Annotated in this window: 14 protein-coding genes; all 14 read right to left on the reverse strand. The window is 61.0% G+C overall.

Annotation, left to right across the window (positions count from 1 at the left end):
- Window positions 1–18: 18 nt before the first annotated feature.
- On the reverse strand, window positions 19–1,170 hold the full coding sequence (locus B1722_RS02570; RefSeq protein ID WP_086791167.1) for an acyl-CoA dehydrogenase family protein: 1,152 nt from the start codon (window positions 1,168–1,170) through the stop codon (window positions 19–21).
- 3 nt (window positions 1,171–1,173) lie between these two features.
- A complete protein-coding gene (locus B1722_RS02575) occupies window positions 1,174–2,280 on the reverse strand; it encodes an enoyl-CoA hydratase/isomerase family protein (RefSeq protein WP_041063773.1) in 1,107 nt (368 codons plus the stop codon).
- A 236-nt stretch (window positions 2,281–2,516) separates the two neighbouring features.
- On the reverse strand, window positions 2,517–3,203 hold the full coding sequence (locus B1722_RS02580; RefSeq protein ID WP_086791169.1) for an HPP family protein: 687 nt from the start codon (window positions 3,201–3,203) through the stop codon (window positions 2,517–2,519).
- Between the two features lie 154 nt (window positions 3,204–3,357).
- Window positions 3,358–4,536, reverse strand: a complete 1,179-nt coding sequence (locus tag B1722_RS02585; protein ID WP_086791171.1) for an MFS transporter — start codon at window positions 4,534–4,536, stop codon at window positions 3,358–3,360.
- 141 nt (window positions 4,537–4,677) lie between these two features.
- Window positions 4,678–5,196, reverse strand: a complete 519-nt coding sequence (locus B1722_RS02590; protein ID WP_086791173.1) for a GNAT family N-acetyltransferase — start codon at window positions 5,194–5,196, stop codon at window positions 4,678–4,680.
- A 79-nt stretch (window positions 5,197–5,275) separates the two neighbouring features.
- Complete coding sequence (locus B1722_RS02595; protein ID WP_086791175.1) at window positions 5,276–6,874, reverse strand: glycosyltransferase family 39 protein; 1,599 nt, start codon at window positions 6,872–6,874, stop codon at window positions 5,276–5,278.
- Complete coding sequence (locus tag B1722_RS02600) at window positions 6,871–8,250, reverse strand: UDP-glucose/GDP-mannose dehydrogenase family protein (RefSeq protein WP_086791177.1); 1,380 nt, start codon at window positions 8,248–8,250, stop codon at window positions 6,871–6,873. The genes B1722_RS02595 and B1722_RS02600 overlap by 4 nt, the downstream gene beginning before the upstream one ends.
- A complete protein-coding gene (gene arnF / locus B1722_RS02605; protein WP_086791179.1) occupies window positions 8,247–8,660 on the reverse strand; it encodes a 4-amino-4-deoxy-L-arabinose-phosphoundecaprenol flippase subunit ArnF in 414 nt (137 codons plus the stop codon). Before arnF ends, B1722_RS02600 begins: the two co-directional genes overlap by 4 nt.
- Window positions 8,657–9,001: a 4-amino-4-deoxy-L-arabinose-phosphoundecaprenol flippase subunit ArnE gene (gene arnE, locus B1722_RS02610; protein WP_086791181.1), complete on the reverse strand. Its 345-nt coding sequence runs from the start codon at window positions 8,999–9,001 to the stop codon at window positions 8,657–8,659. The genes arnF and arnE overlap by 4 nt, the downstream gene beginning before the upstream one ends.
- Complete coding sequence (arnT, locus tag B1722_RS02615; protein WP_086791184.1) at window positions 8,998–10,647, reverse strand: lipid IV(A) 4-amino-4-deoxy-L-arabinosyltransferase; 1,650 nt, start codon at window positions 10,645–10,647, stop codon at window positions 8,998–9,000. Before arnT ends, arnE begins: the two co-directional genes overlap by 4 nt.
- Complete coding sequence (gene arnD / locus B1722_RS02620) at window positions 10,644–11,528, reverse strand: 4-deoxy-4-formamido-L-arabinose-phosphoundecaprenol deformylase (RefSeq protein WP_041063807.1); 885 nt, start codon at window positions 11,526–11,528, stop codon at window positions 10,644–10,646. Before arnD ends, arnT begins: the two co-directional genes overlap by 4 nt.
- On the reverse strand, window positions 11,528–13,519 hold the full coding sequence (gene arnA, locus B1722_RS02625; RefSeq protein ID WP_086791185.1) for a bifunctional UDP-4-amino-4-deoxy-L-arabinose formyltransferase/UDP-glucuronic acid oxidase ArnA: 1,992 nt from the start codon (window positions 13,517–13,519) through the stop codon (window positions 11,528–11,530). The genes arnD and arnA overlap by 1 nt, the downstream gene beginning before the upstream one ends.
- On the reverse strand, window positions 13,516–14,547 hold the full coding sequence (gene arnC / locus B1722_RS02630; RefSeq protein WP_086791187.1) for an undecaprenyl-phosphate 4-deoxy-4-formamido-L-arabinose transferase: 1,032 nt from the start codon (window positions 14,545–14,547) through the stop codon (window positions 13,516–13,518). Before arnC ends, arnA begins: the two co-directional genes overlap by 4 nt.
- On the reverse strand, window positions 14,544–15,692 hold the full coding sequence (arnB, locus tag B1722_RS02635) for a UDP-4-amino-4-deoxy-L-arabinose aminotransferase (RefSeq protein ID WP_086791189.1): 1,149 nt from the start codon (window positions 15,690–15,692) through the stop codon (window positions 14,544–14,546). Before arnB ends, arnC begins: the two co-directional genes overlap by 4 nt.
- Between the last annotated feature and the right edge of the window lie 400 nt (window positions 15,693–16,092).

Below are 16,092 nucleotides of genomic sequence, written 5' to 3' on the forward strand. Positions count from 1 at the left end.
GCTGCGATCTTTTTGCTTTTACAGTGGGTAGTTCTTCAGTTCCCGCGCAATCACCATCCGCTGAATCTCGCTCGACCCCTCATAGATCTGGGTGATCCGCGCATCGCGGTAGTACTTCTCGACCGGATAATCCTCCAGATACCCGTACCCGCCATGAATCTGAATCGCCGACGAGCAAACCTTTTCGGCCATCTCCGAGGCGAACAGTTTGGCCTGCGACGCCTCCGACAGACACGGCTTGCCCGCCGTACGCAGACGCGCCGCGTGCAGGATCATCAAGCGCGCCGCGTTGATTTGCATGTGCATGTCGGCCAGCAGGTTGGCGATGCTCTGGTGTTCGTTGATCGGCTTGCCGAACTGGATGCGATCACGGGAGTACACAAGCGCCGCTTCAAACGCCGCCCGGGCGATGCCCAAGGCTTGCGCAGCAATGCCGATGCGGCCGCCTTCGAGGTTGGACAGGGCAATCGCCAGGCCTTTGCCGCGTTCCCCCAGCAGATTGGCCTCGGGAATGCTGCAGTTATTGAGGGTCACTGCGCAGGTGTCGGAGGCACGGATGCCCATCTTGTGTTCGGTGCGATCAACGATGAAACCCGGCGTATCGGTGGGCACCAGGAACGCAGAAATGCCTTTCTTGCCCAGATCCGGGTCGGTCACCGCAAACACGATCGCCAGTTTCGCCCGTTTGCCGTTGCTGACGAATTGTTTGGCGCCGTTGATCACCCACTGGCCGTCGCGCCGTTCGGCGCGGGTGCGCAGGTTGTGCGCCTCGGAGCCGGCCTGCGGTTCGGTGAGGCAGAAGCAGCCAATGACCTGACCGCTGGCGAGGTCGGCCAGCCAGGTTTGTTTCTGTTCTTCGCTGCCGTAATTCATGACTGGCCCACAACCCACCGAGTTGTGGATGCTCATAAATGCGCCAGTCGCGCCGTCACCGGCTGAAATTTCTTCGACGGCCAGCGCATAGGCGACGTAATCAACGTAAGTGCCGCCCCATTCCTCGGGCACCACCATACCGAGCAAACCGAGTTCGCCCATCTTCGCAACCAGCGCGTCGTCGATCCAGCCAGCCTTTTCCCAGGCTTGTGCGTGAGGTGCGATTTCGCCACGGGCAAAATCCCGGGCCATGTCGCGGATCATTACTTGTTCTTCAGTCAGTTCGAGATCGTGCATGGCTCAGCTCCCGCTCTCATCAAAACCGTTAAAGAAACTCGCGACGTGCCCGGCGTCCAGCGCGGCGAGGGTCGGCGGATTCCAGCGAGGTGTCTTGTCTTTGTCGATCAGCAGAGCGCGTACGCCTTCGATCAGGTCGCCGCGTTCGAACCACTGACGATCCAGATGCAGTTCGAGGGCGAAGCAGTGTTCCAGGCTCAGTTGCCGACCGCGACGGAGCATCTCCAGGGTCACGGCCATCGCCAGCGGCGAGCGGGTCTCCAGCAGGTCAGCGGTGGTCGTCGCCCACTCATGGCTGTCGGCGACAGTGACTGCGCGCAGTTGCTCGACAATGCTCGGCACGTCCGGCAGGGCGAAGAAATGGTCGATGGCCGGGCGCAACTTCTCCAGCGGCGCATCGCTCAGGGTTTGCACGCCGTTTTTCGCCAGCAGGCCCTGCAGATCCTTGAGCGGCGTGTCATGCCATTCCAGGTGATCAAGTTGTTCGTCGAGGCTCGCCAGTTGGCGGCTGTCGACAAACCAGTCGGCCAGCCCGCAATACAGCGCATCCGCCGCACGAATCTGCACACCGCTGACGCCCAGATAGATCCCCAGTTCACCGGGAATGCGCGAGAGGAAATAGCTGCCGCCGACATCGGGGAAATAACCAATGGCCACTTCCGGCATCGCCAGACGGCTCTTCTCGGTGATCACCCGCAGGTCCGCACCTTGCACCAGGCCCATGCCGCCGCCGAGGACGAAACCGTCCATCAACGCCAGTACCGGTTTGCGGTAGTGATGAATCGTCAGGTCGAGGGCGTATTCCTCGACGAAGAAATCTTCGTGCAGCGTAGCGCCGCTTTTGAAACTGTCGTACAGGGAACGAATATCGCCACCGGCGCAGAAAGCTTTTTCACCGGCACCGCGCAGTACCACCGCGTGCACATTGGCATCAGCGGCCCAGGCATCGAGTTGCTGCTGCAACTGGCGAACCATGTCGAGGGTGATGGCGTTGAGACCGGCGGGGCGGTTGAGGGTCAGGTGACCGATGTGGTTGCGAACCTCGGCCAGCACGTCGTTTTGCGTGGCATCCATGGACGGCGTCCGCGGGGATGAAGCCTGAGCAGTCATCACTAACTCCCTGCTTTTATTGTCTTTATTCGAGAAGCTCGCGCGCGAGCGTTGACGGATCGTAACAGTGCAAATTTGCCGTGTACAACGGGGATATGTGCAGGGGGAGTTTGCGTTTTTGCCTTAGGGAAAAATCGGATGTGCTTGTGTAGGAGCTGCCGAAGGCTGCGATCTTTTGATCTTGAAAAGATCGCAGCCTCGTTGCACTCGACAGCTCCTACAGGGAGAGTGAGGTGTCAGGTGAAGACTTCGCCGATGCTGCGGCGTTTGGCGTGCAGCTCGCTGGCGTGGATCAGTTGTTCGAGGTCTTCGGGAGTGACGTCGATAAAGGCCTCCATCTCAGCCAGTGCCCGTTTCAAATCCTCGGCGATAATTGACTGACTGTCGACGGGAGTCTGCAGCGGCGCGGGTTCGGCCGGGCGCTTCGGATAGCGGATGCGCGTCAGGTTGTTGTAGGCCAGCGCACTGAGCAGCATGCAGGCGGCGGCGAGCATCACCGGTTCCATGGCTTTCCAGTCCAGGGCAATGGTGGCGGGATCGGCCAGCACCAGTGTCAGCGCCAGTGCGCCGGCCGGTGGGTGCAGGCAACGCAACCAGCACATCAGAATCAGCGCCATGCCTGCCGCCAGACAGGCACTGCCCAGGGTTCGCCCAAGAACATGAGCCACCAGCAACGCAATGACACTGGCGCACAGATAGCCGCCGATGATCGACCAAGGCTGCGCCAGCGCACCGGAGGACACGGCGAACAACAGCACCGCCGAAGCGCCCAATGGCCCGATCAGGTGATACGCCACTTCATGGCCGAATACCTGACTGCACGCCCAGACACTGAACAAGGTGCCCAAGGCCATACCGATGGCGGCGCGGCTCCATTCGGTGGGGCGGGTGTTGATGGCGGCGGGGAACCAGCGAGCGAGCATGTGAATCGGGTCCTTGCAGTAAATTCGGGGCAAAAAAAAGGACTTGTCCGTTTCGGAAAGTCCTCGAAGCGTTCCAACTATTGGGGGAGGAACGCGCACAGTGTGCCGTGCAAATTCGATGCTGACAAATTCATATAAATGCTGCTTCAGTGCATTATTTTTGAATTATGGCCACGCGGCGTCCACTGACAAAACACAGATACCCACCCAGCGCGGCCAAAGCGCTCAGGGCGTAGAACATGCTCGGCGCCGGCGTGTGCATCAGCAGAAACCCGCACATCACCGGACTCAGCGCACCGCCCAGTGCCGCGAGGTTCTGCGCGCCGTAATAACTGCCGCGCAGCGCCTCCGGCGCGAGGGTGTCGACGAAGAGGAAATCCGCCGGGTAAATGATCATCTCGCCGAGGGTGAAGATGAACATCGCCACGCACCAGCCGACGAGGCTGTCCGCCAGGCTGAAACCGATCAGACCGACGATGAACAACGCCGTGCCGCCGGCAATCCAGAACCGCAGGTGCTCGCGCTTGAGAAAGCGCCCGATCTGGTATTGCAGCAGGATCACCGTGATCGCGTTGCAGGCCAGCAGGGCGGCCATGGTGTCGAGTGTCTGTTCTTGGGTATGGGTCACCAGCAGGTATTGCGACAGGTACAGGGTAAAGCGCCCGTGAACCAGGGTGCTGAGCAGACAACCGAGGGTGAACAGGATCATCGTGCGGTCGTTTTTCAGGATGATCAGGGTGTTCAGGAAACTCTGTGGTGGGCTGGCCTGCGACAGCGTATTGGTCTCGCGGGACACGCCCAGCAGCAGGAAAACGCTGCCGGCGGCAATCAGCCCGGCGACGATAAACGGCGCTGAAGGCTGAACCCCGGCAATCACAACACCGATCATCGGGCCAACGGCGTAGCCAATATTGGTCAGCGTGTAGTTCAGTGAAAACGCCTTGACCCGCTGGCCGACCGGCAGGTTTTCACTGAGCATCGCTTTGGAGCAGATCAGGAACAGTGCCGACGCCGTTTCACTGATGATCAGCACCAGCGTGACCAGGTACAGATTCTGCGCGAACGTCAGCAGCATCAGGCCGACACCGCTGGAGAGCATGGTCAGGATCAACAGCTGACGCTTGTCGAGGCGATCGATGATGTAGCCGCCGTACAGCGACAACAGCGTGGCACTGAACACGGCGATGCCCAACAGCAGACCGACGTCCTGCGGGTTGAGGCCCAGTTTGTTACTGAGGAACAGGGTCAGTAGCGGACTGATCAGGGCACGGCTGATGACGATGCTCAGCGAGGTGATCATCAGTCGGCGTATCAGGCGGGAGTAGGTGGCCACGGCAGTGCAAATGTCCTTATTTTTATGATGAAACCCGTGTGGGAACGAGCCTGCCCACAAATACCGAGTGTCAGGCGCCAACGCAGTTGACTGACAGGACGCTATCGCGAGCGGGCTCGTTCCTACAAGGGATTTGTCCTGTCAGGGCAAACTCAGCTGCATGGCGCAGCGTCGCTCGGCGGCAAAACCCTGTTCGATTTCGTTCTGCAGGGCATTGAGCAAATGCGCTTCGTGCTCACCGGGTGCGACTTCCACAAACCCCATCCGCTGATAAAACCGCGCATTCCACGGCACGTCGTGGAACGTGGTCAGGGTCACGGCGCGCATCTGCTCGCGGCGGGCATGTTCAATCGCGGCCAGCAGCAGTTGACGGCCCACGCCCTGACCCTGAAACACCAGGCCGACGGACAGTTCCTCAATGTGCAGTTGCTTGCCAACATCCTGCGCGCGGATAAACCCTGCGAGCTGCGCCGAGGTGGTTTCGGCGACCCAGACGTGGGCATGGTCGATGAATTGGCGATGTTGCGCGGCGCTGGCCACGTCGGTGTCGGCCAGCCAGGCGAGGGTCGGATCTGTGCGAAACAGCTCGGCGGCCGAGCGTTCAATGGCGGGGAGGGCGTCGGCATCACTCTGCCGCGCCCGGCGTACAACAAAACTCATGGTAAAAGTCCCTGTAAGCGCTGCCGCAGGCTGCGATCTTTTTCCCGAAAGCGCAAAAGATCGCAGCCTCAATCAGTTCCTACAAGGGTTTCAGGTACAGCAGCACGTAATCGTTCTTGTCGAAACGGCCGGTCAGTACCGGTTGCAGACCCGCCAGCGAGGTGCCCTGCAGCGATTGCAGGTCCTTGCTGTCCATCATCAGCCAGGCCGGGCCTTTGAGGGCTTCGAGTTGCTGCACCGTTTCGGTGAACTGCGGTTGCAGGTCCTGCTCGACGTTGACCATGAACTTGATCGCCTTGGCGTCTTTGCCCATGCCGTGCAGCACCAGCGGTGCCGGGTTCTGCTGCACCTGCGCGAACGCGTCGCGACTGAACGCCTGCGTGTCGTACAAGCGTCGCTCCACCGGTTCGAACACCGCGGCATACACCATCCACAATGCGAGCACCGAGCACAGCGCCAGCACTTCGGCACGCCAACGCGGCATCAACAGGCGCGACAACGCGAGCAATTGCAGAACACCGAGTACGATCAGCACCAGAGTCAGACCGTCGAGCTGCTCGGGGAAGCGGCGTTTGGCAACCAGCAGGGCCACCATCAACAGTCCCGGCGTCACCAGCCAAATGCCTTGGATCAACCCACGCAATACGCGGAACACCCGACCGTGCAGCACCTGAAACGGGTACGCCGCGATGATCGCCGCCATCGGCAACATCGGCAGCAGGTAACGCGCCTTCTTCGCCTGCGGAATCGACAGGCCAACCATGACGATCAGCCCGGCAGCCGCGCAGTATTGCACCAGACGCAAGGCCGGCCCGCGCTGATGCGGTTTGCTCAGCCAGGTCGCCGCCAACGCCAGGATCGCCAGCGGATACGCCAGTGCGTAGTTGCCCATGGAACTGGTGAAGTAATACAGCGAACCGCTGACGCCTTCACTGCCGTCCATGCGCCCCATGAACTGCATGCGGATCACGTCTTGCAGGAACGCTTCGCCGCCACTGAGTCTGGCCAGCCACAACAGCAGCCCCACGCACGCGGCGAGCAGGATCGACGCCAGCACACCGAACACCAACAGGCGTTTCCACTCACGATTGAGCAGGTAGTAACTGCAGAGCATGCCGGTCGGCACCACCAGGCCGATCGGCCCACGGATACCAAAACCCAGCAGCAACAGGACAAAGATCAGCGGCCAGCGTCGGCGCGAGCCAAAGTGGTCGTGCGCGTAACCCAGATAAAACACCGACAGCGCCACGGCTGCGAGCATCAGGTCTTGCGACACCGCGCGTACTTCGGTGACGAAGGTGCTGGTGAGCATCAGCAGCGCAATGCTGATCAACGCCCAACGCTGCGAATGCACCGCCAGCAAGCGGTACATCAACGTCACGATCACGCCGCCGGCAATGGCGCTCGGCAGCCACGCCGTCAGGGTATTGATCGCGCCGAAGGGCAGCGACAACAGCCAGATGAACAGCGTCGAGAGCGCCGAATAATCGGCGTACGGCTGCCCGTAGGTCGTCGGGAATACCGTTGGCCCGTGCCTGAGCATCTCTTGGGCAAACAGCACAAAACGTGAATCGAAGCCAATGGGAGCCTGTCCGTAAACCCCGGCGATAAACAACAGCAGTGCCAGCAGCCCTGCGATCAGGGACTGCCGGCGGATGACAGGCGACAACGTGATCAAGCGACTTCCGCTTTGTTAGGCCACTGCTGCAGTGGCATCGGCAGTTTGCGCGAATCGCCTCGGCCGATCGGGAAGTACTTGAAGCCATTGCGCGCCAGACGCTCGGCGTCGTACAGGTTGCGGCCATCGAAGATCACCGGGGCTTTCAGGCGTTGCTCGATCAGGTCGAAATCCGGCGCCTTGAATTGCTGCCATTCGGTGCAGATGATCAGCGCATCGGAACCGGCCAGCACCGATTCCGGGGTGCCCATCAGCATCAGTTTTTCTTCGTTCGGGTACAGATGCTGGGTTTCCTGCATGGCTTCCGGGTCGAACGCGCGCACACTGGCGCCAGCGGCGAACAGCGAATCGAGCAGCACGCGGCTCGGCGCATCGCGCATGTCGTCGGTGTTTGGCTTGAACGCCAGGCCCCACAGGGCGAAGGTCTTGCCGCGCAGGTCACCCTTATAGAACGCGTTGATACGGTCGAACAGCTTGTGCTTCTGCCGCTCGTTGATCGCTTCGACCGCTTGCAGCAGGTCGCTGGAGCAGTGCGCCTGCTCGGCGCTGTGAATCAGCGCGCGCATGTCTTTGGGGAAGCACGAGCCGCCATAACCGCAGCCCGGGTAGATGAAGTGGTAACCGATGCGCGTGTCGGCACCGATGCCCTGACGGACCGATTCGATGTCGGCGCCCAGGTGTTCGGCCAGTTCGGCGATCTGGTTGATGAAGCTGATCTTGGTCGCCAGCATGCAGTTGGCGGCGTATTTGGTCAGCTCGGCGCTGCGCAGGTCCATGAACATGATACGGTCGTGGTTGCGGTTGAATGGCGAGTACAGGTCGCGCATCACATCGCGCACGTCGTCACCTTCGCAGCCAATGACGATGCGGTCCGGACGACGGCAGTCGGACACCGCCGAACCTTCCTTGAGGAATTCCGGGTTGGAGACGATATCGAACTGCAGCTCACGACCGGCCTTGTCGAGCGCGGCTTGAATGTGCGCACGCAGGGTGTCGCCGGTGCCAACCGGTACGGTGGATTTCTCCACCAGAATCAGCGGCTGCTCACGGTGGCGCGCCACCGCGTCACCCACCGACAGCACGTATTTCAAGTCAGCCGAGCCATCGTCGCTGGACGGTGTACCCACGGCGATGAATGCGACACGACCGTGCTGCACGGCGAGTTTTTCATCCGAGGTGAAATGCAGGCGGCTGGAGTCCAGACCTTCGCGCACCAGGCTCGACAGGCCCGGTTCGAAGATGCTGACGTGACCCTGGCGCAGCAGTTCGACTTTCTTCTGATCGATGTCCATGCACACGACGTCGTGACCGACTTCGGCCAACACGGCGGCCTGCACCAGACCGACATAACCGCTACCAAATACTGTGATTTTCATGGAGCACTCCTGAATTCGGGCGCACGAGACGGACGAGTGTTAATAGTGATGACCCCGAGCATGACCAGTGCCACGCCCAGCGATTTAGTGAAACTGAACGATTCGTTGAACAGCGGCAGACTGGCCGCCAGCAGGTACACCAGCGCATAGCTGATGCTCAACAGTGAATAGGCCCGCCCCAGCGGCAGATCGCGCAAGGCCGCGAGCCAGCAGAGCATCGACAGGGCGTAGGCGAAAATTGCCGCCACCACCACGGCCAGTGCCGACAGATCGACACTGCCAGTGCTCAACGCCGCCAGCCATTGTTCCGGTTGCGGCAGGCGCGTCATGCTCCAGCGCATCCCCAACTGGGCAGCGCTGACCAGACCCACGCTGGCCAGCGCAAAACCGATACCTCGTGCCTGGTTCATGACTGTTGCCCCAGCAAAACCACGCCACCGATCACCAGCACCACGCCCAGCCAATGCTGGCGGTCGATGGGCTCGCGAAAGACGAAGCGGGCGATCAGGGTGATCAGCACGAAGTTGAGGCTGAGCATCGGGTAAGCGATGCCCACTTCAAGACGTTGCAGCACCAGCAGCCAGACCAGCAGCCCGCTGCCGAGTGAAAACAGCGCCAGCCACAACCACGGCGAACGCAGTTTGTCAGCCCACGACGACTCAACGCCGCGCCAGCTCTCCACGGCGAATTTCTGTGCGACTTGCCCCAGACACGTCAGCAGACACGCCGTCAGTAACAGCAACCAACTCATGACGGATCCTTGGGCAGCACCATGATCACCAGATTGCCCGATTCGTAACGGGTACCGTCTTTAGGCAGCAGATCGAGTTCTTCAAGTTCGTCCTGACCCTTGACGCGCATCAGCACGCCGACCGAGCCGCTGCGGCGCGCTTCACGTACCCATTGCTGAACGTTGTCTTTGGTGAGTCGGCGTTCAGCACCTTCCGGGTAGGACAGACCGTATTTGAGTTCGCCGACCGTGTTGTACAGCGCGACCTCTGGTTGTTTCATGCGCCAGGCCAGTGCCGCTGCGGCGCCCAGATCGTTGCTCAGCAAGTGCGTGGCACCGGACAGTTCAGTGACGTGATGGCGGATGAACTGATCCGGGGTTTTGTTGGCCACCACCGATTTGGGCAACGCCGCCGGCAGGATCCCGGCCAGCAGCAGGCTGCCCAGCGCCGGTGCCGCCCAGCATTGCAGCGGCAGGAACGCTTGCGCCAGGTTGGCGATGATCCAGCCGATCAAGGCAATGAACACCAGCACCATGCTGTGCAGTTCGTGGTCGTACACCGGTTTGTTCAGTTGCAGGTAAACCAGTGCGATCAGCGTGACCACACCCAGCAGCAGGTTCAGCAGACCATTGATCCCCAGCGCCCGACCTTGTTCCAGACGCAGACGATCAGCCAGCGCATTGCCCAGCAGCAGTGCCAATGGCAGCAGGCACGGCAGGATGTAGGTCGGCAGCTTGCCGTTGCTCAGGCTGAAAAAGCCCAGCGGCAACCACAGCCACAACAGCAGGAAAACCATGTTCGGCTGGGCCCGGGTTTGCCAGGCTTGCTTGAACGCGGTCGGCAACAGGCCAACCCACGGCAGACTGAACGCCACCAGCAGCGGCAGGTAAAACCACCATGGCGCATCGTGCTGCGCATCGTCACCGGCGAAGCGGCGGATGTGTTCGTGCCAGAAGAAAAACCGCCAGTAATCCGGTTCCTGTGCGTGCACCGCCAGTGCCCACGGCAAGCTGACGACGATCGCGATGGCGATGGCCACCGGACCGAACACCAGCAATTCACGCCAGCGTTTCTGCCAGAGCATCCACGGCAACGCGATCAGCACCGGCAGCAACCAGGCGAGAAAGCCCTTGGTCATGAAGCCCATGCCGCAGGCCAGCCCCAGTAGCGCCCAGGCGCCCAGGCGGTGCCCGGTGCTTTTGCTGTCAAGCGCAAACCACAGCGCCACCAGACTCAGGTTGACCCAGAAGGTGAATTGCGGATCGAGGTTGGCGTACCCGGCCTGACCGGCGACGACTGTGAAACTCATGTAGAGCAGGGCGCAGACGAAGCTCTTGCGCGGATCGTTCCATAGCCTGCGTGCGACCAGGTAGGCCAGCAACACACTCAAAGCCGTGCTGAGGGCCGACGCGAAGCGCACGCCGAACAGGTTCTGCCCGAACAGTTCCTGGCCGATGGCGATCATCCAGTAGCCGGCAATCGGCTTCTCGAAATAACGCAGGCCCATGAAATGCGGCGACACCCAGTTGCCACTGAGCAGCATGTCCTGGCTGATCTGTGCGTAACGGGTTTCGTCGGGGATCCACAGGCCATGGGTGCTCAACGGCAACAGATAGGCCAGCAGACAAAGGCCGACCAACAGCGGCAGTGCCCAGCGTCTGGTCATGCGCCTTGCACTCCCAGCCAGCCTTCGCGGCCTTCGAGCGCACCGCGTTGCACGCGGCCCACGGGCAAGGTGTTGAAATACTCGGGCAGCAAGTTGCCCAAGGGTTGGAAGTCAATGTGGCGCTGGCGTGCATCGGCCAGCAATTGACGAAAGTCCTGAGCCATCAGAATCCCTTCTACTTCGGCATGAATGGTGTAGACGTTGAGTGCTTGCGACTGGAACCGGTCGAGGATGAAGGCGTTGAAGTCCTTCGCCGCCACGTGCGGGCCGACGACTTCGTCGAAGGTCGGCAGGTCCACTGGAATCTGCGGCGTGCCCGGTGTGCCGTCCGCCAGCAGCGGACGGAACAGGCTCTGCCCACGGCAATCGCTGTTGTAGCGAAAGCCGAAAGTCTGCTTGGCCTCGATCACGCGCTCGTCCGCACGCCAACCGGCGGCGGCCGAACACTGGATCTTTTCGCCGAGGATGTCGCTCAAGGTGTCGACGCCGCGACGGATCTGTTCGATCAGTTGCGCGTCACTCCAGCGACCGGCATTGGCCTGCCAGCCATGGTGATCCCAGGCGTGCAGGCCAACCTCGTGACCGGCGTCCCGGGCCTGACGCATCAGGTGCCCGAGATCACGGCCAATCGGTTTGCCGGGCCAGGCGGTGCCGGCCAGCAGAATGTCCCAGCCGTACAGGCCGGCAGCGTTGGAACGCAGCATTTTCCAGAGGAACTGCGGGCGAATCAGGCGCCACAGATGCCGGCCCATGTTGTCCGGGCCGACACTGAAGAAAAACGTTGCCTTGACCTGTGCCTCGTCGAGCATCTCCAACAGACGCGGCACACCTTCTCGGGTGCCGCGGTAGGTGTCGACATCGATACGAAGACCTGCCTGCATTACTTCTTGTCCGCGATTTCGAGCATGGCTTCACGCAGGAAGAAGTCCAGGGTGTTGCCGATGGTCTCGCGCATTTCCACGGTCGGCTCCCAGTTCAGCAGGCGCTTGGCGTTGGCAATGCTTGGTTTGCGGTGCTCCACGTCCTGGTAACCGGCACCGTAGAACGCCTTGCTTTCCACGTCGCGGAAACCGGCGAACGGCGGGAAGTTGTGACGCAGCGGGTGTGCTTCGAACTGACGCAGCAGCTCCTCGCCCAGTTGACGGATGCTGGCTTCGTTGTCCGGGTTGCCGATGTTGATGATCTGACCGTTGCAGACATCGTTGTCGTTGTCGATGATGCGCGCCAGTGCTTCAACGCCGTCAGCGATGTCGGTGAAGCAACGCTTCTGCTCGCCACCGTCGAACAGGCGGATTGGCGTGCCTTCCACCAGGTTGAGGATCAACTGGGTGATGGCGCGGGAGCTGCCGATACGGGCCGAATCCAGTCGGTCCAGACGCGGACCCATCCAGTTGAACGGACGGAACAGGGTGAAGTTCAGGCCCTTGGCGCCGTAAGCCCAGATCACGCGGTCCAGCAGTTGCTTGGAGACCGAGTAGATCCAGCGCTGCTTGTTGATCGGGCCAACGATCAGGTTCGAGCTGTCTTCGTCGAAGTTCTTGTCCTGGCACATGCCATAGACTTCGGAGGTCGACGGGAAGATCACGCGCTTGTTGTACTTGACGCAGTAGCGAACCAGCTTCAGGTTTTCTTCGAAGTCCAGTTCGAATACGCGCAGCGGGTTGCGGGTGTATTCGATCGGCGTGGCGATGGCCACCAGCGGCAGGACCACGTCGCACTTCTTGATGTGGTACTCGATCCACTCGGAGTGAATGCTGATGTCGCCTTCGACGAAGTGGAAGTTCGGGTGGCTGCGCAGGCGGTCGATCGCGTCGGAGCCGATGTCCAGACCGTAGACTTCGTAGCGGTCGTCACGCAGCAGGCGCTCGGACAGGTGGTTACCGATGAAGCCGTTGACACCGAGGATCAGCACGCGGGTACGACGTGGCGCACGCCCGGATTCGGCGCCGCGCAGCAGCGAGCCATCCACCAGACCCAGTTCGTTGGCCAGTTGCGGGCCGCTGAGGTACAGACCGTTGTCGTTGCGCTGACCGGCGTTGATCACCAGCGAGTCCTGACCGCAGGCAATGCGCAGCGGATCGACGCTGATCACGCGGCCTGGCGCCTGGCCTTCGTTGCCCTTGACGACGTCGGCGCTCCAGACGATCAGTTTGTGCTCGCCCACGGCGCAGAACGCACCCGGGTAAGGACGGGTCACGGCGCGCACCAGGTTGAACAGTTCTTCGGCCGGTTTGGCCCAGACCAGTTTGCCGTCCGCCGGGGTGCGACGACCGAACACGGTGGCTTTCGATTCGTCCTGCGGGGTTTCAGTGATCTTGCCTTGCAGCATGTTCGGCAGGGTATCGCGCAGCAGGTCGCTGGCGGCGGTGCGCAGTTTGGCGTGCAGGGTCAGGCCGGTGTCGCTGCGGTCGATGGCAACGCGCTGCTGGGCAACGATGGCGCCGGCATCAGCGCGCTTGACCATGCGGTGCAGGGTCACGCCGGTTTCGGTTTCGCCGTTGACCAGCACCCAGTTCGCCGGAGCGCGGCCGCGGTAGCGCGGCAACAGCGAACCGTGCAGGTTGAATGCACCTTTTTTGGCCAGGGCCAGCAGTGGCTCGCTCAGCAGGTTGCGGTAGTAGAAGGAGAAAATGTACTCCGGGTCCAGCTTGGCGATGCGCTCGATCCACAGCGGGTGGTTGGCGTCTTCCGGGGCGTGCACCGGGATGCCTTTGTTGGCGCACAGCTGTGCAACCGAGGCATAGAACGCGTTTTCTTTCGGATCATCGGCGTGAGTGAACACTGCTGCAATGTCATAGCCGCTGTTGAGCAGGGCTTCAATGCCGGCGCAGCCAATATCGTGGTAGGCGAAGACAACAGTTTTTGCACTCATGAGAGAACCTGATCGGAAGTGGAAGAAGTAGCGGTAGAAGAAAGACCATCAACGGTGACGGCAGGGGCCGGAGCGGCCGGCTGGCTGCGCAACACCTTTTCGATGAAGAAACGTGGACGGGCGCGGACATCGCTGTACATGCGGCCCAGGTATTCACCCAGCAGGCCCATGCCGATGAACTGGCCACCGGTGAACACGAACAGCACGGCGAACAGCACGAACATGCCGTCACCGGCCCAACCGGCACCGAAGGCCAGACGCAGAACGATCAGCGCAACGGCGAACAGCACACCCAGACCGGCCATGGCGAAGCCGACGATGCTGAGCAGACGCAGCGGCGTGGTGGTCATGCAGGTCACCAGATCGAACATCAGGTTGATCAGGCGCATCGGGCTGTATTTCGAGTCGCCGTGTTCACGCTCGGCGTGGGCCACGACGATTTCGGTGGTGTGACGGGCGAAGCTGTTGGCCAGGATCGGGATGAACGTGCTGCGTTCGCGGCAGGCGAGCATCGCGTCGATGATGGTGCGGCGGTAGGCGCGCAGCATGCAGCCGTAGTCGCTCATGGCAACGCCAGTGGAGCGCTGCACGGCAAGGTTGATCAGCTTCGACGGATAACGGCGCAGCGCCGAATCCTGACGATTGCCGCGCACGGTGCCGACCACGTCGTAACCTTTTTCGGCCTCGGCCACCAGTCGCGGGATTTCTTCCGGCGGGTTCTGCAGGTCGGCGTCGAGGGTGATCACCACGTCGCCCTTGCACTGTTCGAAACCGGCCATGATCGCGGCGTGCTGACCATAGTTGCGGTTGAGAATGACCGCCACGAACGGGCTGTTCTCACGCCCGGCGGCTTCTTCAAGCATGTTTGCCGATTCGTCGCGGCTGCCGTCGTCGACCAGCACGATTTCGAAATCGTGATGCAACTGGCGGCAGGCCGCCTCGGTACGACGCAGCAACTCGGGCAGGCTTTCCTGTTCGTTGTAGACCGGGATGACGATCGACACGCTACGGATTGGATAAGGTTTCACAGGCGTTTTTCCATGATGTGTGCGATGGCACCGACCACCCGGTCAAGGTCTTGACCGGTCATGTCGGGGAACAGCGGAATCGAGCACAGCCGCGCCGAGTTCCATTCGGTGTTGGGCAGGTAGAGGTCGGGGTCACGCTGGCGATACCAGGTGTGCAAGTGGGTGGCGATGAAATGGATACCGGTGCCGATGCCCTGATCCTGCAACGCCTTCATGAAGGCTTCGCGGTCCATGCCGCAACGCTCGCTGTCGATGCGCAGGATGAACAGGTGCCAGGCGTGTTGCTGGGCGTAGTCGGGCAGGGCCAGCGGTTGCACTGGCAGGCCTTCGAACTTTTGCAAATAGGTCGTGGCCAGTTCGGTGCGGCGGGCGTTGATTTCGTCCAGGCGCTGCAACTGCACGAGGGCAATCGCGGCGTTGATGTCGGCCAGGTTGTATTTGAAGCCCGGCTCCATCACTTGTGCCTGCGGCTTGCGGCCACCGGTCAGACGGTCATAGGCGTCGACGCCCAGGCCGTGGAATTTGAGCATGCGCACGCGGCTGGCGAGGGCTTCGTCGTCGGTGACGAACATCGCGCCTTCGGCACAGGTCATGTTCTTGATCGCGTGGAACGAGAAGATCGCCGTGCCTTGCGAACCGACGTGACGCCCCTTGTAGCGCGTGCCGGCTGCGTGGGCGGCGTCTTCGATGACCGGGATGCCGTGTTTGTCGGCCAGGGCATACAGCGGATCGAGATCGAATGCTGCGCCGGCATAGTGCACCGGAATGATTGCCTTGGTCCGCGGGGTGATGGCCGCTTCGATGCGTGCAGCGTCGGTCATCAGCGTGTCGCGGTCGACATCGACGAACACCGGTTTGGCGCCCAGCAGGGAGATCATGTTGGCGGTCGAGACCCAGGTCTGCGACGGGGTGATGACTTCGTCGCCCGGGCCGATGCCCAGGGCCAGCAGCGTGATGTGCATCCCACCGGTGGCCGAAGACAAGGCCACCGCGTGCTTGCAACCCACGTACTGCGCAAATTGCTCTTCGAGTGCCTGGTTTTTCGGCCCCGTGGTGATCCAGCCCGAGCGCAACACCTGCTCGACAGCGGCAATTTCCTCATCGCCGATACTGGGGCGAGAGAAGGGGAGAAACGCCTGACTCATGGGCACCTCATTGCAAAAAATAAAAGGATGGACTCACGCAACTGTTGGATCCAACCACAGCGTAGACACAGAAAAGCGCTCCTGCATCAATAACTTGGCAAAAAAAGCATGACGTCGGGGATTGATTGACTTTTCACGATTTGCCCGGCAGGTTGGGGCATAGCCACTACCGAACCTATGGGAATTAAGGTTATGCCGGTTTTTGTGAAAGGAACATGAAAAACCGGTTGGCGAATCGTTTATCTGTCACTTATACAGCCGCTGTTCAGGCTTCTGCCGTCCATCGCAGTTTTTTGTCCGACAGTGCCGCTCAAGTACCTTCTTTACTTCAAGTACATTGCATTTGTTAGTTGTTGTAGTGCTGTACATTTTTTACTCAAGGTTTAACGTTTGATTGATT

It is taken from the genome of Pseudomonas sp. SCPG-7, assembly GCF_002156405.1.
In the GTDB taxonomy this organism is placed as follows: Bacteria; Pseudomonadota; Gammaproteobacteria; order Pseudomonadales; family Pseudomonadaceae; genus Aquipseudomonas; species Aquipseudomonas parakoreensis.